We start from the raw sequence: 19,786 nt of genomic DNA, 5'->3' as shown, positions 1-19,786 counted from the left end.
TGGAGTTCCTACAATTTGGAAACTCGAGACGCGACGCGAGGTGAAAATTCTTCTTTCTTTCATCGAAAAATTCTCACCTAAAAAACCAAGCAATGGCCGGAACTCCGTCCTGTTATCCAAGCGACATATGAAAATACGTTGGATCAACGAAGAAGTAAAACCGATTCCCGGATCTGCGAAATGGATTCGGTTCATCGCCAAATATCCGTTCGTTTTGTTTTTACCGGCTACGGTTCTTTTCACCTACGCGTATTACTGGAACCGATGGATTTTAGAATGGGAATCCGGCGAAACCGAAAGCCTCCATCTCGGATCTTTGAAACTCGCATACAATCTGTTCGGTCGAAACGGGGTCGTAGGATTTTACATTCTACTCGGGGCTTGTTGCCTCTGGCTTTTTTGGATCTTTGCGATCGGCGAACCCAAAGAACCGGAACGTTAAATCGAAACTTCTCTTCGTTTATCAAATTTTTTCGACGGAATTTGGGCATTTAAACCGATTCTTAGTATAGAATCCAGGATTCCAATGCAGAATATCGATTATTCCAGAAGACTCAAACAATCTTCGATCCGAACGCCGGTCCGAGAAACTTCGGACTTCGATAGAACCATACAAACGGTTCAGCACGTAAAAAAATCGGGATCACCGATCCAGATCTTTTCGTCCACACGTTCGGCTTTCGTTTTACTCTTGGGATCGATTTCGCTTTTTACGGCGGGGTTGGTTGTCGGACTTAAATTGGATCAAAAAGAAGAAAGCTTCACACAGAATGAACTTCAAACTTTTAGAAACGTATCTTCTCAAGAAAAAAGAAATGAGAATGGGGGATTGAGATCTTTGTTCTCTTCTTCGAGAGAGAGCGATTCCGTTGAATCCTTAAAAAACCAGGAAAGTCTTTCCAAGCTCAGTTCGAAACAAACGTCCTCCGACAACGAGGCAAAAGGAAACGATTCAAAACTTCTTTATCCGCCTCAAACCGGAGAAACGAATTATCTGGTTGTAGTTCCGACCTCGGATTCTTTGCAAGCCGTCGAACTCGGGAAAAGATTGCTCATGGCTCGAAACGAATTTAAGGGAAGAATTTTCCGTTCCTCCAAAGGTGAGTTGTACCTGGGATATTTCTATTCCGAAGAGGAAGCCAAGGAAGCTCTTGAAAAAGTACAACCTCTCAATGATCCCGCATTTCATTCCGCAAAGGTTCGTTCTCTCAAACTTTAGTAGCCTTTTGGGATAATTTTGTTGACTTTCGCCAAATTTATGCTATTTTCTTAAGCAGAGTTTTAACGGAAGTTATCATACTTACTTGGCTGCCAAAAAGAAAAATTCCGAGATCGAACACAAGGTAGGCGACTACGTAGTCTATCCCATCCATGGAGTTGGAGAAATTCTCGAAATCTCCAAAAAGAACATCCTTGGTAAAAAGAAGGATTGCTACGTTCTCGAAATCCAGGGTAGTAAGATGAAGGTTATGATACCTGTTGACAAAGCAGAACAGGTTCGAATCCGCCCTATCATCGATAAAAAAGAGATCAAGAAAGTCATCGCACTCCTAAAAAAGGACGAAGTCGATACGGAAGAAGACTGGAAGATCCGCTACCAAAATAACCTCAACAAGATCAAGTCCGGATCGATTTATGAGGTCGGAGAAGTCTGCAGAAACCTATTTCGTAGAGCAAATGGAAAAGAACTCTCTATCATGGAGAGAAAGCTTTACGAAAGCGCCTATAATCTTGTGAAAATGGAAGTTGCATTGAGCAAAGGTGTTACTCAAGAAGAAGCGGGGAATCTCGTTTCCGATGTATTGGCGAGCACTCTCTCTCCTAGTGAAAGAAAGGCAGAAGAAGAAGAATAAAATTCCGCAAAAACTCAAATACAATTAAGGATTTGAGTTATGATTCATATCTATAAAGTACTCACGTCTCTATTCCTCTCCGGAATTACCTTTGCGGTAACTCACAAACAAGCCGGAGATCTTTACTTAGCCGGTCCTATCGCCGGAGTTGTCCTGGTAGTTTCCTTAATTCTTCTTTATGGAGAATCCAGTCTTTTTCCAAAGCTCAAAGCCGACGTGCTTTTTTGCGCGGGTCTCGGCGCTCTTCTCGGTCTTGCAATCGCATGGTTCGTAGGCGAGGTGGTTCACTTTGAAGAATTGAACGTCGCGCTTTACTTTCTATTCGCGCTTTTCGGAATTCTCGCCGGAGTCGCTTTTGCGAAAGAACCTGGCCTTGGAATTTTCGGCGGCGGCGGAGGTTCCGGAACCGGATTCGGCGTCGGAATCGAAAAGGAAGAAGTCAGAGATAAGATTCTCGATACTTCGGTCGTAATCGACGGAAGAATTTTGGACATCGCCGATACGCACTTTTTGGACGGTCCGTTGATTCTTCCCAACTTCGTGTTGAGAGAAATCCAGCTGATCAGCGATTCTTCCGATCCGATCAAAAGAGCGAGGGGAAGAAGAGGCCTTGAGATGTTGAACAAACTTCAACGCAAAGGTTCCATCGAAGTAAAAATCACGTATAAGGATTATTCCGATACCCGAGAAGTCGATGCGAAGTTGATCAAACTCGCAAGAGATACCGGCGGAAAAATCGTTACAAACGACTTTAACCTCAACAAAGTTGCGGAATTGCAGGGCGTGAAAGTTCTCAATTTGAATACTCTTGCAAACGCGTTGAAACCGGTCGTTCTTCCCGGAGAGGAACTTGGAATCCAAGTAATCAAGGAAGGAAAGGACGAAAACCAAGGAATCGGTTATCTCGAAGACGGCACGATGGTCGTAATCGAAAACGGCGGTCACCTTGTTGGAAAAGAGGTCAAAGTGACAGTAACTTCCATCATTCAAACCGCGGCCGGAAAGATGATCTTCACGAAAGCGAACCCAAACGGGGCTTCCGAGAAGGGAAATCGACAGCCGCATTCCTCTTGAATCGGTTGACTTTCAGCTTTAGCGTAAAATAATTGAAATAGAATTCCCAAGGAGCAATCAAATGCAGGCCCAGACTCAGGTAAAAGGCTTGAAGGAACTCGGACTCGAACCTTCTGAAATATTCCATAACCTTTCCTATGACGAAATTTATGAGCATGAGAAAAAAAACGGAGAAACCGTAGTTTCCAGCAACGGAACGATGATGGTAGACACCGGAATTTTTACCGGTAGATCCCCAAAGGACAAATACTTCGTAGATGAACCTTCTTCCAATGGAAACATTTGGTGGAGCCATATCAACTTCAAAGTTTCCGAATCGATCTTCGACGAACTTTATAAGAAATGCGTTAATTATCTGAGTCACAAAAAACTCTACGTTTTCGACGGTTATGCAGGTGCGAACCCGGAAACCAGAGTGAGTCTTCGCGTTGTTTCCGAAAAAGCTTGGCAACATCACTTTTGCACAAACATGTTCCTTCGTCCTACTAAGGAAGAATTACCGGGTCTTGATCCTGAATTTACGATCATCAACGCCTGCGGAATCAAAAACGAAAATTTCAAACAACACGGAATGAACTCTGAAGTGTTTGTAATTTTCCATCTTGCGAAGAAGATTTGTATCATCGGTGGAACCGAATATGGCGGAGAAATGAAGAAAGGTATCTTCTCCGTTATGAACTACAAACTTCCGTTACAGGGAATTCTAAGTATGCACTGTTCCGCGAACGTCGGAAAAGACGGGGACACCGCTCTTTTCTTCGGTCTTTCCGGAACCGGTAAAACCACTCTTTCCACCGACCCGAACCGCAAGCTGATTGGAGACGACGAGCACGGTTGGGACGACAACGGAATCTTCAACATCGAAGGCGGTTGCTACGCTAAGGTGATCAACTTAGATCCGAAAACCGAGCCGGACATCTACGAAGCGATTCGTAAGGACGCTCTTCTTGAGAACGTTGTTTACGATCCTCAAACGAAAGTAGTGGATTATTCTTCCGCCGCAAAAACGGAGAACACTCGCGTTTCTTATCCGATCTTTCATATCAATAACATTCAGGTTCCTTCCAAAGGCGGACATCCGAAAACCATTATATTCTTAACTTATGATGCGTTCGGAGTTCTTCCACCGGTTTCCAGATTGAGCATCGAACAAGCGATGTATCACTTTCTTTCCGGTTATACCGCGAAAGTTGCCGGAACGGAAAGAGGAATTAAAGAACCGACTGCGACTTTCTCCGCATGTTTCGGCGCGGCGTTTATGACTCTTCACCCGACTAAATACGCAAAATTGCTCGGTGAAAAAATGAAGAAACACAACGTAAGAGCGTATCTGATGAACACCGGTCTTGTCGGTGGATCTTACGGAGTAGGAAAGCGTATGAACCTTCCTTCTACTCGTAAAATCATCGACGAGATTTTGAACGGAAACATCGAGAAGTCCGAGTTCGTGACGCATCCGGTTTTCCAAGTGGCATATCCTAAAACGATCGACGGCGTTGATACTTCTATTCTCGATCCAAGAGAAGCTTGGGCCGACAAAGCGGCTTATGATGAAACCGCTATGAAGTTGGGGGAAATGTTCATTAAAAACTTTAAGCAGTATGCCGAAGGTTCTAAGGACTTCGACTTTACCGCTTTTGGTCCGAAAATCTAAGATTCGATTTTACAATCGGTTTTTGAGAAAAAGGAGATCCTTTGGGTCTCCTTTTTTATTTTAAAAGCGCGCTTTGTTTGAGCTTTCTTTTTGGGTTTCTTTTATCCGCCGTTGCGTTTCAGGAGAAAAGAAGAATGTTCGTCGTGAAGGGCGATGTCGTATCTGTTCCGACAAGCTTGTAATCGGAATTTGGCCCCCACCCAAATCGGGTGGTGGAGGTGGGCTTTGTGGGAAAATTTCCGAGGAAATTCTCCTTATCATAAATTTCATCGATCATCAACTAAACTTTCCGGATTCTACTTTGTGGGAACTCATACATTGATTCGATCTTTCAGTCATTGGATTTCTCACTTATGTCTCTATATTCTCAAAACGAAATTCTCTTTAGAAAGATTGAGCCTCTCGCGACAACCTTCAGTTCCTGAAGCGTTTGAAACAAAGTTTAACAAACGAAATCCGGACCAGCAGCGGAAGGTTTTTCCAGCTCCGAATTCCCACTTGACACTTTATTGTGCGCCGCATAAAATTGGTTTATTCTCACTGTAGAAGACAGAGGAAAAAACTATGGAAAAAGAAATCAAGGAAGCGCTTAACTTTGCGATTGGGGCGGCAAAATCTCTCCGCGAGCAAGCTGACAGCATTCTCCTGAAAGTTGAAAAAGAATTTAAGGAACTTGCATCCAAAGGAGCTCAAGATCAATCCGAGGTTGCCAACAACCTTAGAAAATACATCGAAGAAGCTCTTCATTCGGTTGAAGGTGTTGCAGGTCAAGTCAACTCTAAGGTAGAGGAAGTTAAATCGAAAGTTGGCCAAGGCGTTTCATCTGCGAAAGCTACTTTGAACGGATCTTCAAAGTCTAAAGCAGACTCTACCACTAAACAATAATCGTTTTCCTTCCTGTGTTTTTACATGCAGGAAGGATTTTATCTTCTCTTCTCTTACGACTAATTCGGCTCGCATCGAAAAGTCTGAGACTGAATATTCAAAATTTCTAAAATTCTAATTCGTTTAACAAACCGGGGGTTGCATTCAAGTCCAATCTTGCGATCAATCTTTCTTTGGCGGGTTCTTTTTCCACTTCCATAGGAAGTTCGAAGGAAGTATTCATCATCGCGACGTTTTGATCGATTTTTCTTTGAATCAATCGTTTTAAAAGATCGCGGCGGTTTTCGAACAATTCTTCCGTGGAGATCCCCCTTTGCGAAAAGGTTTCTTCTATGAGATCGAGGGTTTTGTAATCCGACGCGATCGCAGAATAAACGAAGGAATCCAAATCCATTTCTTCTAAAAGATTCTCCCAGAGTTTGGAACTTTTGCGTTCCATATTTCTGCATTCGTAACCTTGGCAAATGGAAGAACCGTAAAAGGAATAATTCTGACTGAGAGGATCTCCGCTAAAAACGGGATGAATCATACATCCGATTTTTTTTCCGAAAGCGCCCAAGAAGGGACAGTTGTATGTGAGTTCGTCTTTCCTTACGATGGATTCTTCTTTTTTTTCGCGGACCTTTCTGTATTCGGCCATCGTCCAAGGTTTTTTAAAGTCGACGGATTGCTTGAATTCTTCCGTTCTTTCTCGGACCAAGCTTCGGATCTCGTCGGGTTTAAGATCCAGATTGAAGATTCCGCAACAGGAACCGCATGAAAAATTACCCCGTTCGGGTTGGCAAAGACTCAATAGATTAAAGATTTTGAATGGAGTTTTTTTCCGATTTAAAACCGGGGAAACTGAGTTCGAGATCCTTTGTTTCCGGATTTTCGATGACGCTGCAAAGCATCGGAATGATCGTCATTCTATTTTCGTTGAATACGATCACCTTGCCGCGGAATTTTTCGATTTGTTCCCCGATATAATCCTGTTTTACAACGGGCGCGACCACCAAAGAAGTTTCCGGTTTTACGCCTCTGAAAAACAGGTGATTGTTCGAGTTCGTCGAAACGAGAAAGATGCTCGTCTTTTCCAATTCTTCCAATTCCATCAAAAGGTTTTCATAGTAGTACTGAAACGAAATCAGATAACCGTCCGCCGAGTCGCGGAGAATTTGACCCCTTCTATAAAGTTCGATCCATTGAATCATCTTTTGGATCGTGTCCTTGTTCACTTGAAGGACTTCCTGGATATTGCTGATCAACGGGCTGATTTCGAGTTTTCTAAAATCGGCGAGACATTGATAGATGAGTTCCCACCATTTCTTAACTTCGACGGCGTCGTCCGGATTGTTGGGAATGTATTTCCCCAAAGAATGATGTTGATGATCGCTGAAAATGATCCCGCCCACGATCTTTGAAAATTCCTCGAAGGAAAATATCAAGGACTGGATCAACTCGAAGGAACTTTCAGTTTCCTCTTTTTGTTTTTGAGTGAAGTTGTAATAAGAAGACGCGATGTTCGAAGGATAGAATTTGGAAATGAGCGAAGGATTGATGATCTTTTGAATCGGTTTTCCTTTGGTCGGATCCATCATCACTTGTTGGTTCGGGATTCCGTGAAGCGAATAGTTGGTCCAAGTCAAATCGTTCGTATCGAAAATTCTCCGCGCATATTCTTTTGCGAGAAAGAGGGATTCTCCGATGCTTCGATCGCTGAAAAGATACGAATAAAACTGGATCGTAAAGTCGATCGTGTTTTGGTTATCGATGATCTCCCAATTCGTTCCGATAAAACTTTTGATCCCGGACATCAAAAACGCGCCGGCAAAATTATTCATCAAATCTGAATTGAGAGTTCTCGAGGCGTTCGAGTTCGATTGGCAGGAGTTCGAAAAAACCAAATCGGTATTGAACCCGGAGTTTTTGATCTCTCTCGCTTTGAGAATTTTCCCTTCGGAGATCAACCAACCGTTTTCAAGCGGATCGTCTGAAAAGAAAAGATGACCGGAGTAGTGGATGATATTCTTCCCTTTGATTAAGGAAAGAAGTTTGAGTTTGGTTACTTGTTTTCCGCCGATGAATTCTATTTCCAAGCGGGAAGGAGAAACTTTTTCGCTGAGAACCTTGAAGAGTTGTTCCCCTTCTTTTTGCGCCCATTCCAAATCCTCGGTCGGATCGGCGATGATGAGCATTCTCAGCTTTTCCTTTTCTTTGAAAGTGCTCTGGCTGGATTCTCCGCGAACGGTTTTTCCGATAAAGAATTTATCCGACAAAAAACAGGTTCCGTCGTGTAGGAGTTCCCACGGAATCACTCCGAGTTTCGGGTCCATGTTTAAGTGCAGATATTTTTCGGTCGTAAGTCGGAGCTTCTCTTGGATCGGCGCGGGAAAAAACTGATCGTAAAACGTTTCTCCGAGAATTTTCAACTCGTGGAGAATTTCGGTTTCGAGAGTTTTATGACTTACGCCTTTGGAATTGACCGCGTTGGAAACCCGAACTAAATTTTCGATTTCCTTAATGTATTCTAAGATGAGGTCTTCGTCGATCGTGGATTGAAGATGCGATTCCGAGCCGCTTCCCGACGTATCCAAAATGTTGAATACGTTTACGGTTCCGACTCTATCTATAATCAGGTTCAGCATTGTTCAAAATCCAGGGATCAGATTATAACACTGGAGCGTTTTTTCCAGAATTCTTTTTCTGCAGAAAATTTAAAAACGAAATTCCCTGGCTACGAAATCGATTTCGCGTAGCGCGGGAATTTTTTTATCCGAAAGTTCTTTCAGGCTTAGGCTTCTAACAGAATGAAAAGATCCAAGGACTTGGAGTTCTCTTTTCCTTGGAATTCTACCGTATATTTTCCTTCTCTGAGTCCGGAAAAGTTCGCGATTCCTTCGTTGTTGAATTGATTCGAAAGAATAAATCTCGTGTCCTTATAAAGATTCACTCTTTGAAAGGAATTCGCGTCGGGAGATTCTATCTTAACGCTTAGAAACGCGGTTTCCGGAGTTTCTTGAACCAATTGATACGTAAATTTGGAATTATCGAGAACCTTTTCCTCAAAGACGACAAACTCGGACGGATCTTTTGTCAGAGCGGAACGCATTGAAGGCGCGTAGTCGACTCTTGTGTTGATTTGTAGGGATTCCACAAGACTGTCAAAGATACGGGCGCCGGACTTCCCCAACTTTACCACGATGGATTCCTTGGAAGGGGATTTTCTCGCAAGCTCAAGAGTGACATAACGTCTCAGATACTCAGGAACGTCTTTCGAAAGATAGCCACTTAGGTCGGCCTTTTGAAGATCGATCGCCTCCTGAAAATCGGAAAATTTTCCTTTGTGAGAGGCTTGGTCCAGATAAGACAGTGTTGCGGCGTTGATACCCGCTTGGATCGACTCTTCCATTTGGATGAGTTGGTTCTGCAACTTTATATCTGTAGTTGCATTGGCCTCTTCTCCGTTTAAGAGTGAGAGCAGAAGCTCGTTTTTTTGGTTCATTTCAGATCCCGAATCCATTTTGGTTCTCCAATAGCATAAAAAGACGGAAAATTTTAAAAATCCAAATCACTAAAATCTAGCTTTTTCTGAATTTTTTCAATTAAACGGAGTAGAGTGACGCTTACATTTCCTTCCGAAATCCCGATTAGGTCCGCAACCTCTCTGTAGGGGGTTCTTGCGAGGAAGTGGCCCTTCTTTTTCTTTTCCAAAAGTTTCTTACGCTGTTCGTATTTTTTCTTCAAAGCGTGAGAAGTTTTGTCCACTTCCATGGGGAGAATCGGTGCGATCTTCGCCGTGTTTTGTTGTTTTTCTTTTAGATCGAGAATATTCAAATAAAGAGACGTAATTTTGTCCTCCATTCTTATATTCTCTTCTTCTCGATTGGAAAGTTCCGACCGGAGATGAAGAATTTTTTCCTTGAGTGCGTCGGGAGAAAGTCCCGTTTTTTCCAGAAGATATTGAACTTCGTCTTCGTTTAGATTTAAGTAATAGATGTAGGAAAGTTTAAAGATAACCCGTTTATCGACCCCGATTTCTTCCAAAGCCTGGTTGAATCTGTCGGAAAGTTCGCTCGCTTCTTCCTGCATTTCCGGACGAGTGTCGGGTTCGTCTTCGATCGTTGCGTATTCTTTCCCTTCTTTGCTGATTTTGCCGAGGTTCGTGACCTTCAGTTCCCGTTTGGTTCTTTGCCAATCGATCAGCATGTTTCGGAGAACCGAATAGAACCAGGTTCTAAAGCTGGATTTTCCCTTAAAGCTCCCGAATCGAGCTCCGGTTTTCAATCTTTCGAATGCGTAGATAAAAAAATCGCCGGCGTCGTCTTCGCTCAGATGAAAGATTTTCATCGGGAAGTTGTAGATATCCTCCGAATAAATTTCGAAGAATTGTTTGAGCGCCTCTTCCTCTCCGTCTCCGCACCGAGAGACAAGATCCAGGGTTTTATCTTTTGACAAATTCATTTTGTATGAGTTACTTGCACTAGGGTTTGGGTCCTGAATGAAAAGAATTCTCTTTATCGCCGTCTGGACCGCGTTCCATCTGAGCATGGAAGCGGAAAATAATAAAGTAATAAATTATCTTATCCCCGTCAAAACCGATCAGCTGGAAAACAAAATCACCTCGACTTTCGGCGAATCCAGGGGGGATCACTTTCACAACGGGATGGATATTTCTTCCATGAACGAACCCGTTCTTGCGATGGCCGAAGGAAAAGTTTTATACAGTCGTTATGCGGAAGATCATCCTTTCGAAGACGAACTCGGCACCGGGAATTCCGTTTGGTTGGATCACGGCTCCGGAAATTTTACCGCATATTACCACTTGAAAGACGGTAGAATTTCCAAGCTCTTAAAACCGGATTTGATCAAGGCGGGAGAAAAAATCGGGGTCACCGGAAATTCCGGTCACTCAAGCGGAGCGCACCTCCACTTTGTTGTACTTCGGAAATACGGTCTGGAGATTCTCGATCCGATGAAATTTCTTTCCCCGATTCCGGACAGCTCCGTTCCCGAAATTTCAAGTCTTCTCGTTCACGTAAACGGAAAGTTTACGAACATCAACGACGGAGATAACATCAATCTTTCGAAAGAATTTCCGTTCACCGTATCGATCGTGGATGCGGGCGAAAAAAAATCCCAGAGAAGGGGAATCACAAAGGTTCAGTATTTTTTAAACGGAGAAGCGTTGCGTTCCGCCGACTTCGGCGCCTTACAATATTCTTCCGCGGAATGGAAGAATCCGGACGGTTATCCGTTTACGAGCCTTTATCATAAGGATCAATATTTGGTCGGAAATCTGAATTTAAAATCGGGCGAGAATACGATCAAAGTCGTCGCTTGGGATTTCAAAGGCAACGTAAACGAAAGAAGTTTTACGTTTTATGTAAGTCGTCTTTGAGTTAGCCGACGTTGCCCGCGACTTGATTTTTATTGATCGCTTTGAGTTGTTCGCCCACAGAATAGAAAACGGAACGATCTCCTAAAAGATCGGCCAATCTAAAAAAGAGTTCGTTGATCGGTTGGATCGAATACGCGTCGTGCGCGCGGATCACTCTTTTTTCCTCCTGATTTTCCACGATGTGAAAGTAAACCGAAGATTCTCCCTTGTAACAAGCGAGTAACGCGTACAGTTTCGGAATCAGTTCGGGATCTTCGGTATGTCTTTCTTCCAGACGAAGATGAAGCGATTTTTCGAGTTTGTCTTCGATCGTCGTATCATCCAAAATTTCGATGCTGTTTACTTTGATTTGTCCGCGGAGTTCCGCGTCTCCGACTTCGATCTTATCCAAATCTCCTTTGATAAAGATCGCTTGGTCTTCCTTGATGAATTCCTTAAATTTCTGATATACTTTCGAGAACGCGACACATTCGATTTCTCCGGTTCGATCTTCGAGTTTGAAGTTCGCGAATTCTTCGTTTCGTTTGCTGAGTTTGATGTTCTTGGAAGCGATGACTCCGGCGACTTCAACCTTACTTCCCGATTTCAAATCGTCGAATTTTTCGATCGGAATCGTCTTGAGACTTTTGAGTTGTTTCTCGTATTTGTCGAGCGGATGACCGGAAAGATAAAGACCTGCAACCATCTTTTCGCGTTTGAGTTTTTCGTCGATTTCCCATTCGAGTGCGTCTTTCGGAAGATTGAGCGTGAACGAACCTTCCGCGCCGCCGAACAAAGAGAACTGTCCTTCGTTGGCTCTTTCCTGTTCCTTTTGAGCGAAGGTAAGAATGGAATCCACCGATTCAAAAAGACATTTCCGAGTATAACCGAAAGAATCCAAGGCTCCCGCTTGAATCAACGCTTCGAAAACTTTTTTGTTGATTAATCTCGTGTCGATATTTATTGCGAAGTCCTGCAAAGTCTTAAAGTTGCCGACCTTGCTTCTCGCTTGAATGATGCTGTTTGCTGCGGTTTCACCAACGCCTTTCATCGCGGAAAGACCGAAACGAATCGTCGTGTCGTCGATCACGCTGAACGAAGCCTGAGATTCGGTAACGTCCGGGTTGAGAATTCGAATTCCCATCTCCCTCGCGTTGTTGATATACTTTACGATATCGGTGGTTTTACCGTGATCCGATGCGAGTAACGCGGTCAGATATTCGATCGTATAATTCGCTTTGAGATACGCGGTTTGATACGTGATGATCGCGTATGCGACCGAGTGCGATTTGTTGAATCCGTAACCGCCGAATCGTTCCAACTGTTCGAACAGATCCTTAGCAACTTTTTCCTGATGTCCGAGTTTGACTGCGCCTTCCACGAACTGAACTTTCAGTTTTTCCATCATGTCGGCTTTTTTCTTAGCCATCGCTTTTCGCAACATGTCGGAATCTCCGACGGAAAATCCTCCGACAACGCGGGAAATACTCATCACCTGTTCCTGATAAACGGGAACTCCGAAGGTTTCCTTTAAGATCGGCTCGCAGGAAGAAACGGGATATGTGACTTGTTTTTTACCGGACTTACGATCCAAGTATTCGTCCAACATCCCTTCGCCCATCGGACCGGGACGATACAAGGCGATCAATGCGACGATCTCGTCGAAGTTGTTCACCTGACTTTTGGCGACAAGATCCGTGATTCCGGTGGATTCAAGCTGGAAGATGCCCAACGTATTCGCTTTTCTTAATAGAGCATACGTGTTCGAATCCTCGTACGAAATCTCGTCGAGATTGATTCGAATTCCCCGTCTTTGTTCGATCAATTTGATCGCGTAATCCAGGGTCGTTAAGTTTTTCAAACCCAAGATATCCATCTTGATCAATCCGATACTTTCCAAGTTGTTCTTGTCGTATTGGGTTACGATGGATCTAAAACCGGGTCTTTCTTTTTCGGCGACCGTTGAAAGAGGAACTACTTCTTCCAAAGGATACGGAGAAATCACGACGCCGGCCGCGTGTCTTCCCGGCTGTCGATAGTTTCCTTCGAGTCTTTGTGCGATCGCAAAAATCTTATGATTGATATCGTCTTTTTCGGAAAAGTTTTTCAACTCCGAAGAAGTTGTTAGCGCTTCGGCGATGGACATACCGAGTTTGTTCGGAAACGCTTTCGTCATTTCGTTCGCTTCGCCGAACGGAAGATTCAAAACGCGCGCAACGTCTTTGAGAGCCGCTTTGGCCGCGAGAGAATTGAACGTGATGATCTGACCTACGCGTTCTTCGCCGTATCGTCTGCGGATATAATTGATCACTTCTTCGCGGCGTTCCACGCAGAAATCCGTATCGATATCGGGCATATCCTTACGATCGGGATTTAAGAATCTCTCGAAAAGAAGATTGTGTTGCAGAGGTTCCACGTTCGTGATTCCGAGCGCGTATGCGACGATCGAACCCGCGGCCGAACCTCTTCCCGGACCGACCGGAATTCCGTTTCTTTTTGCGTAGTTGATATAATCCTGAACGATCAAAAAGTAACCGGCGAACTTCATATTCTTGATCGTGTTGAGTTCGAACACGACTCTGTCTTTTACTTCGGGAGAAAGACTCGGATATTTTCTTTCGATTCCTTCCCAGATCAGTTTTTCAAGATAAGAATCCGCGTCGTATCCTTCGGGAACTTCGAACTCGGGAAGGAGATAATTTCCGAATTGAAGTTTCAAATTTACTTTATTACTGATTTCTAATGTATTATCGAGGGCTTCCGGAATTTCGGGAAAAAGCCGGGACATTTCCTCCCGATTTTTAACGTAGAATTCTCCGTTGAATCCGAATTCCATCGGATCGGTGATGCGTTTTTGCATTCCGATTCTTAGAAGAATGTCCTGCGCTTCTTGGTCGGTCTTTTTTAAAAAGTGAGAATCGTTCGTGACCACGAGAGGAATTCCGGTTCTTTTTCCGAAGTCGTAGATTTGTTTCGCCACGGTCATCTGTTCGGGGATTCCGTGGTTTTGGATTTCCATATAGAAATCTTCCTTACGGAAAATTTCGTTCAGTTTACCGGCGAGTTGAAACGATTCGTCGATTTTTCCTTCGAGAATTTTTCGGTTCACCTCTCCTGCGAGACAAGCCGTTAAACAGACAAGACCGTCGCTGTGTTTGTCGAGAAGATCGTAGTCGATTCTCGCCTTTTTATAAAAACCTTCGGTATAGGATTTGCTGGAAAGACGTATTAGATTTTTGTAACCTTCTTCGTTCTTTGCGAGAAGGATGAGATGATACGCGTTTCCGTCCGCGATCTTTACCATCTCCGTTTCCTGTTTTCTGTTCGGAGAAACGTAGAATTCGCTTCCGATAATCGGCTTGATGCCCTGTTTCATCGCCTCGTTGTAAAATTCAACGGCTCCGAACATGTTTCCGTGATCGGTCATCGCGACCGAAGACATGCCGCATTCCTTGACGTGTTGCATCAATTCTTTGATACGGATCGCTCCGTCGAGCATGGAGTAATTCGTGTGCAGATGTAGGTGGGCGAAATCCTGCATTGTAAGGGACATAATAGAATTTCAGCGAACTCGACGTCAAGAGTCTAATCGGTCAAAATCTATAGGTTAGACCAAATTCCGAAACGTTTTATAAGATAGAATTTTTCGAGAGCGCTTGGAAAAAGGAAGCGCGGATTTGCGCTAAAATATCTTCGGTCGAAGGACGGATCCAAGCCGCGCCGTTTTGGCACGACTTGGAATGTCGTTTTAACCTTTCGGAGGAAGTGGTCCGAGTTTATCGAGAAGCATTTGGTTGACCAATTCGGGATCTGCCTTGCCTTTCGAAACTTTCATCACGTAGCCGACAATGGCGCCTAACGCACGATCCTTGCCGCTTTTGTATTTCGTAACGGCGTCTTGATTGTTTGCGATCGCTTCGTCCACGATTCTTTCGATTTCCTTATCGTCTCGAACTACGATCAGATTCTTTTCGGTTACGATCGTCTCCGCGTCTTTGTCGCTGATCAAAAGTTCTTCGAAAACGGTCTTTGCGATCTTACCGGAAATTTTTCCGTCTGCGATCAATTTTACAAGTCCGCCGATTCTTTGTGCGGAAACGGAAAATTCAGAAATCGTAATGCTTTCTTTGTTTACGATTCCGAGAACCTCGTCCTTAACCCAGTTGGAGGTTTTTTTCGCGTCGCCCGAAACTTTCAGAGCTTCTTCGAAGTAATCCGCGATTTCTCTTTCCGCCGTCAAAACTTCCGCGTCGTATTTCGGAAGTCCGAGCTTTTCCACAAAACGATTCTTTCTTTCGTTCGGAAGTTCGGGCAATCGGGTGCGAACTTCTTCCACGGTTTCCTTTTGAAGAATGATTACGGGAAGATCCGGATCGGGAAAGTAACGATAGTCGTGACTCATCTCTTTGGTTCTCATCGTCACCGTTTTGTTTGCGACGGAATCCCAGAGTTTGGTTTGTTGTTGGAAGGTCTTTCCTTCGAGAGCCATTTCGGTTTGCCATTCCACTTCGTAGTCGATGGCCGCTTTCACCGCTTTGAACGAGTTGAGGTTTTTGATTTCCACTCTGGTTCCGAATTTATCGGAGCCCTTAGGACGAATCGAAACGTTTGCGTCGCAACGAAGAGAACCTTCTTCCATGTTGCAATCGGAAACGCGGATGTATTTTAAAACCGCTTTTAAGGAATTCAGATAATAATACGCTTCGTCCGAAGAACGCATCTCCGGTTCGGAAACGATTTCGATCAACGGAGTTCCGGCTCTGTTTAAATCGACATAGGATTGAGGAACGTTCGGGTCCGCGGAGTGGATCAATTTCCCAGCGTCCTCTTCCATATGAATCCGAGTGAGTCTTACGTAACGCGGAGATTCTTCCCCTTTGATCGTAAACGTAACTCCGCCTCCGGTGCAGATCGGTTTATCGAACTGAGAGATCTGATACCCTTTGGGAAGATCGGGATAAAAATAATTCTTACGATCGAATTTTGTAAAAAGAGTGATGTCGCAACCGAACGCAAGTCCCGCCATGATCGCTTTTTCCAAAGCGGATTCGTTGAGGACCGGAAGAGCTCCGGGCAATCCTAAACATACGGGGTTCGTTTGAGAATTCGGAGGAGCGCCGAACTTCGTCGCGCTTGTAGAGAATATTTTCGATTCCGTGTTGAGCTGTGCGTGAACTTCCAGCCCTATGATCGTTTCAAATTCTGCCAACTGTATCTCCTTTTCCGGATTGTCATCCAAAACCGATTGAGGATTCTATCCCTAATCCTTGGAGAACGATCTCTAAATGTAGTCTCGGGAAAGCGGAATCTACGGGCAACGGATTTTTTATGAAACAGATCCTCTGTATAGCAAACCAGAAAGGCGGAGTCGGCAAAACGACGACCGCGGTGCATCTCGCTTTCGGGCTCGCGCTCAAAGGTGAAAGAGTTTTGTTATTGGATCTGGACGCGCAGGGAAACGCGACTTCCGTTTTTACGGCTGAGAATTCCCTTCCAGTTTCAACGGAAGAAGGAAGGGAAAAAAGTCTTTATAAAATTTTTAGAGACGGAGGTGATCCGAGAGAGATTCTGATTCAAACTCGGATCGAAGGTTTAAAGATCGGGCCGTCCCATTCTTCCCTTGCCGAAGTCGACGTGATGCTTTCGGGAAAGATCGACGGATTTTTTCATCTCCGAGATTCTTTGGAGCTGATCAAGGACGAATTCGACTACGCGATCATCGACTGTCCCCCGAGTCTTTCCATGATCACTCTCAACGCGTTCGTAGCGTCGACTGGATTGTTGGTTCCGTTGCAGGTTTCCAAATTTTCTCTCGATGGAATCGAAGCGATTCTCGAAGCGCATAAGAATACCGTAAAACGATTCAATCCTTCTTTGAAAGTTTTCGGAGCCGTGCTTACGATGTTTAATCCGAGAACGACACTTTCCCAAACTCTCGAACCGATGATCGAACCTTATTTGAAATTATTCTCATCCAGAATTCCTCCGTCGGTCAGCGTGGAAGAAGCGCACATGATGAAACAAACGCTCTTCGAATATCAACCGAAAGGAAAGGCGACAAAATCCTATCAAGGATTTGTGGAAGAGGTTTTGGCTCTTGGCTAAGAAGGATCTTTTAAAACAAGCGGCGGGCGCTCATGTTCGAAAGACGTTAGGTGGAGAATCGTCTCCGTCGGAATCATCGTCTTTATCCGCTTCGCCCACGCAATCGTCTTTGTCGACGGATTCGAAGGAAGCGTCGTTCTCCGAACGCCAAGAACAAGAAACGACTTCCGCGGAAATCGCGGATCCAGGTCCGATCGGCGTCCCAACATCGTCCGTCGAACCGGAACCTTTCAGGGAAGAATTCTCAAGGGATTCTTTCCCTAAAGAAAAAGAATCGTCAGTAACGTCAACGTCCGAAGGCGAATCTTCGATTCGGAATTTATCCTCTTCCGAGGCAAGAGAGGAAAAACATTTGCCCAAAAAGAACCACCTCCACAGGATAAGCAGTGTCATGAGATTGGAAGACTATACAAGACCGGAATCTCCCGAAAGAGAAGGTTCCTCCCGCTTTTTAAAAATTGCCGGAGTGATTCTTCTGGCGCTCGCCGTTTGGTTTTTCTGGCCCGCAAAACATGAAATCTATATGGACATCGACAAGATGACTCCCGAAAAAGTTTCCGGAATGAGTTCTCAAAAGGAATATCATTTTTCTCATGGTCAGGACTTTTTCATTTACTACAAAAAAGGCTGGTCCACTCCGAAACGAGTTCGTTTAACAATTTACCGCACCGACGGCGGCAAGGAGGAATTCTCCGTTCAGGAAAAGGACTTCCGCAAAAGTTTCGAAAAGTTTCAGACCTACTACGACGATACTTTTTTCGATCAACAAGGTTCGTATGAAGTGGAAGTTCGAGACGAAGACGGAGAACTTCTCGTGAATAAAAAGTTCACCATCGACTAAGTCTATTAGCAATTAAGTATATACAAAAAATCGAATGAATTTAAAATCCAAATCCTTTTTCGGAAAGAACGTTTTTCTTTTGAGTGCGATCGTCGTTTTATCCGGCGCCTGTGTGAAGGAGCCGACTCCGGCAAACATTCCCGCAGGAGCGAAGTTTCAAAAAGAATTCAACGCGTATGTTCTTTCCGAGCCGGGTAGAAGAAGAATTTATTACGACAACGGAAAAATCTATCAGGATTGTTCCGTAAACGAACTCGGATTGGAAAACGGACTTTGCAGATTCTTTTCCAAATACGACGATAAGGTTTTAGCCAAAGGTCTTTTTGAAAACGGGGTTCGCAGGGGAGAATGGATTTGGAACTTCGACAGTGGAAATCTTTACATTCGTCAGAACTATGGAAAGGGAGCGCGTAAACCCGAAGTGATGATGAGCGGAGACGAAGGAAACGAAGAAGGTCTTTACGAAAGATTTTACGAGAACGGCCAAGTGGAACTTCGCGGAACTTATTCGGACGGATTTAGAAACAATCTCTGGCAGAAATATTTTCCGGACGGAGAATTGGAATACACCGGTTATTTTAAAAATGGAAGAAAGATCAGAACTTGGTTCTATTACTACCCGACTCATAAAACCGAAGCGATCGAAGTTTTCGACGATAACGGAGGATTTCTTTCCAGAACCACTTATCTTCCCGATGGAACGATCAACTGCGAAATCAAAAAAGGATTCGAAACGACCTGTCAAACGCCGACTTCCTTAAAAAAATAGAATCGTGAAAACGATCTTCGGAATTTTCTTTCTTCTCGTCGTTTATATCAGCGTTTATTTTTCGCTGACCGTTTTTAATCTTTGGATTTTAATTTCCACGTTTTCCGTGGTTCACATCGGGCTGTTTCAAACCTTCCGCGAACATCTCAACTTTAAATTCTATCTTTTTGCCGCGGTTTTCCACCTAACGGCCGTTCTTTGCTTGAATTTGTATTTTAGACAAGCGGGTTGAGCGAGGATGAATTTTAGCCGCAAACGTCCCCTTCATATCCTGCACTTCTTGCTTTGGACAAATCCGCGCAACCCTTAGATTTATCCCCTTCGGCAATTGTGGATAATCCACGAATATAGAATCCGAGACCGCTTTTAGGATAAAGTTTTAAATACTGATTTGAAAGGAGAATCGCTTCCTTATGATCGCGTTTTTTGTACGCAGATAAAGCGCCCATGATCAAAGCATCGTGATTGGATTTATTAAGTGAATAAGCTTTCTTAAAATTCTCATAACTTTCATCATATTTCTTAAGAGATTCCAGGATTAGACCTTTGTTGTAGTATCCGTCATGAAAACCTGGATCCAGTTCGATAGCCTTATTAATATCAACCAGAGCGTTGTCGTATTTTTGAACGTCCCTATAAGCCAAGGCCCTGTTCATATATGCAAGTGTAAAATTAGGATCTATAGAGATCGCTTTTGAATAACTTTCGATCGCCTGATCGAACATTTTAAGAAAGTTATAGGAGTTACCGCGATTATAGTATGGAAATTCGTTTTCCGGTTCTAGGCTAATGACTTTATTAAAGTTTTGAATCGCCTGCGAGTATTGACCGGCCTTATTGCTTTCCATTCCCTTTTTCATGTAAGTATTGTAAAAATGAAATTTATAGGATTTTTCGCTGAACTCGTCGTTAATTCCGTCTAGAAACAGATAGTTCGTTTTGTCGAAAGTGTTGTAGAACGCAAAAATAACGTTAGTCGAAATTTCTTTTTCTCGTCCCGCATAACCCTTAAGAGTGGAAAGGAATTCTTTCGGAAAGAATATCTTAATCTTTTGACTGTCTTTTTGATATGCGAATTCGTGCGTAAATTGGGTCATATAAAAGGAAGGTATCGTTTTTAAACGTGCGTAAGAATCGGTTAAGAACGTTTTATTAAAACTTGAAATTTCCGATATGTTATCGGGAACTCTAAGATTTAAGCGATACGGATTAAAATAGATCCCAATGCCTGAGCCGCTTAATTTTT

General features: G+C 43.8%; 18 protein-coding genes and 1 pseudogene. 11 read left to right on the top strand and 8 right to left on the bottom strand.

Going from position 1 to position 19,786, the window contains the following annotated elements; all coding sequences use genetic code 11:
- Positions 1-127 precede the first annotated feature (127 nt).
- From LEP1GSC052_RS15595 to LEP1GSC052_RS15570, 6 genes are all read left to right on the top strand, one after another.
- A complete protein-coding gene (locus tag LEP1GSC052_RS15595) occupies positions 128-442 on the top strand; it encodes a hypothetical protein (protein ID WP_010573323.1) in 315 nt (104 codons plus the stop codon).
- Positions 443-526: 84 nt separating this feature from the next.
- Positions 527-1,219, top strand: a complete 693-nt coding sequence (locus LEP1GSC052_RS15590; RefSeq protein ID WP_010573324.1) for a hypothetical protein — start codon at positions 527-529, stop codon at positions 1,217-1,219.
- Between the two features lie 85 nt (positions 1,220-1,304).
- Positions 1,305-1,853: a CarD family transcriptional regulator gene (locus LEP1GSC052_RS15585; RefSeq protein WP_010573325.1), complete on the top strand. Its 549-nt coding sequence runs from the start codon at positions 1,305-1,307 to the stop codon at positions 1,851-1,853.
- Positions 1,854-1,892: 39 nt separating this feature from the next.
- Positions 1,893-2,927 (top strand): PIN/TRAM domain-containing protein, encoded by a 1,035-nt coding sequence (locus tag LEP1GSC052_RS15580; RefSeq protein ID WP_010573326.1) that lies wholly within the window; start codon positions 1,893-1,895, stop codon positions 2,925-2,927.
- 61 nt (positions 2,928-2,988) lie between these two features.
- Positions 2,989-4,581 carry a phosphoenolpyruvate carboxykinase (ATP) gene (gene pckA, locus LEP1GSC052_RS15575; protein WP_020986410.1) on the top strand — a complete coding sequence of 531 codons (1,593 nt, stop codon included), beginning with the start codon at positions 2,989-2,991 and terminating at the stop codon, positions 4,579-4,581.
- Positions 4,582-5,145: 564 nt separating this feature from the next.
- A complete protein-coding gene (locus LEP1GSC052_RS15570; protein WP_010573329.1) occupies positions 5,146-5,466 on the top strand; it encodes a phasin-related domain-containing protein in 321 nt (106 codons plus the stop codon).
- A gap of 106 nt (positions 5,467-5,572) precedes the next feature.
- On the opposite strand, the gene LEP1GSC052_RS15565 is transcribed toward LEP1GSC052_RS15570, so the two are convergent.
- From LEP1GSC052_RS15565 to LEP1GSC052_RS15550, 4 genes are all read right to left on the bottom strand, one after another.
- A complete protein-coding gene (locus tag LEP1GSC052_RS15565) occupies positions 5,573-6,259 on the bottom strand; it encodes a hypothetical protein (protein WP_020986418.1) in 687 nt (228 codons plus the stop codon).
- Between the two features lie 4 nt (positions 6,260-6,263).
- Complete coding sequence (locus tag LEP1GSC052_RS15560) at positions 6,264-8,093, bottom strand: CHAT domain-containing protein (protein WP_020986375.1); 1,830 nt, start codon at positions 8,091-8,093, stop codon at positions 6,264-6,266.
- 146 nt (positions 8,094-8,239) lie between these two features.
- Positions 8,240-8,968: a hypothetical protein gene (locus LEP1GSC052_RS15555; protein WP_010573332.1), complete on the bottom strand. Its 729-nt coding sequence runs from the start codon at positions 8,966-8,968 to the stop codon at positions 8,240-8,242.
- Between the two features lie 35 nt (positions 8,969-9,003).
- Positions 9,004-9,909 carry an RNA polymerase sigma factor gene (locus LEP1GSC052_RS15550; protein ID WP_040913073.1) on the bottom strand — a complete coding sequence of 302 codons (906 nt, stop codon included), beginning with the start codon at positions 9,907-9,909 and terminating at the stop codon, positions 9,004-9,006.
- A gap of 85 nt (positions 9,910-9,994) precedes the next feature.
- Between LEP1GSC052_RS15550 and LEP1GSC052_RS15545 the strand changes: the two genes are divergently transcribed.
- Positions 9,995-10,846: a M23 family metallopeptidase gene (locus tag LEP1GSC052_RS15545; RefSeq protein WP_100737988.1), complete on the top strand. Its 852-nt coding sequence runs from the start codon at positions 9,995-9,997 to the stop codon at positions 10,844-10,846.
- A gap of 1 nt (position 10,847) precedes the next feature.
- On the opposite strand, the gene dnaE is transcribed toward LEP1GSC052_RS15545, so the two are convergent.
- Positions 10,848-14,366, bottom strand: a complete 3,519-nt coding sequence (gene dnaE, locus LEP1GSC052_RS15540) for a DNA polymerase III subunit alpha (protein WP_084492243.1) — start codon at positions 14,364-14,366, stop codon at positions 10,848-10,850.
- A gap of 207 nt (positions 14,367-14,573) precedes the next feature.
- Positions 14,574-16,034: an Asp-tRNA(Asn)/Glu-tRNA(Gln) amidotransferase subunit GatB gene (gatB, locus tag LEP1GSC052_RS15535; RefSeq protein ID WP_010573335.1), complete on the bottom strand. Its 1,461-nt coding sequence runs from the start codon at positions 16,032-16,034 to the stop codon at positions 14,574-14,576.
- Between the two features lie 119 nt (positions 16,035-16,153).
- On the opposite strand from gatB, the gene LEP1GSC052_RS15530 reads away from it, so the two are divergent.
- On the top strand, positions 16,154-16,930 hold the full coding sequence (locus tag LEP1GSC052_RS15530) for a ParA family protein (protein WP_010573336.1): 777 nt from the start codon (positions 16,154-16,156) through the stop codon (positions 16,928-16,930).
- 30 nt (positions 16,931-16,960) lie between these two features.
- Here LEP1GSC052_RS15530 and LEP1GSC052_RS21825 read toward each other — a convergent pair whose 3' ends face one another.
- Positions 16,961-17,290: a hypothetical protein gene (locus tag LEP1GSC052_RS21825; protein ID WP_010573337.1), complete on the bottom strand. Its 330-nt coding sequence runs from the start codon at positions 17,288-17,290 to the stop codon at positions 16,961-16,963.
- Here LEP1GSC052_RS21825 and LEP1GSC052_RS21820 point away from each other — a divergent pair.
- From LEP1GSC052_RS21820 to LEP1GSC052_RS15515, 3 genes and pseudogenes are all read left to right on the top strand, one after another.
- Positions 17,235-17,771 (top strand): annotated as a pseudogene (locus LEP1GSC052_RS21820) (hypothetical protein); the annotation flags it as partial. The gene LEP1GSC052_RS21825 and the pseudogene LEP1GSC052_RS21820 overlap by 56 nt on opposite strands.
- Positions 17,772-17,805: 34 nt before the next feature.
- Positions 17,806-18,540: a toxin-antitoxin system YwqK family antitoxin gene (locus tag LEP1GSC052_RS15520; RefSeq protein ID WP_010573339.1), complete on the top strand. Its 735-nt coding sequence runs from the start codon at positions 17,806-17,808 to the stop codon at positions 18,538-18,540.
- 4 nt (positions 18,541-18,544) lie between these two features.
- Positions 18,545-18,772: a hypothetical protein gene (locus tag LEP1GSC052_RS15515; protein WP_010573340.1), complete on the top strand. Its 228-nt coding sequence runs from the start codon at positions 18,545-18,547 to the stop codon at positions 18,770-18,772.
- A gap of 13 nt (positions 18,773-18,785) precedes the next feature.
- On the opposite strand, the gene LEP1GSC052_RS21485 is transcribed toward LEP1GSC052_RS15515, so the two are convergent.
- The gene (locus LEP1GSC052_RS21485; protein ID WP_279626070.1) at positions 18,786-19,400 is read right to left on the bottom strand and encodes a tetratricopeptide repeat protein; all 615 of its coding nucleotides are present in this window, start codon (positions 19,398-19,400) and stop codon (positions 18,786-18,788) included.
- Between the last annotated feature and the right edge of the window lie 386 nt (positions 19,401-19,786).

Source organism: Leptospira kmetyi serovar Malaysia str. Bejo-Iso9, from assembly GCF_000243735.2.
GTDB classification, from domain to species: Bacteria; Spirochaetota; Leptospiria; order Leptospirales; family Leptospiraceae; genus Leptospira; species Leptospira kmetyi.
The sequence above is the reverse complement of the archived record's forward strand: the minus strand, read 5'-3'. Positions and strand labels throughout refer to the sequence as shown.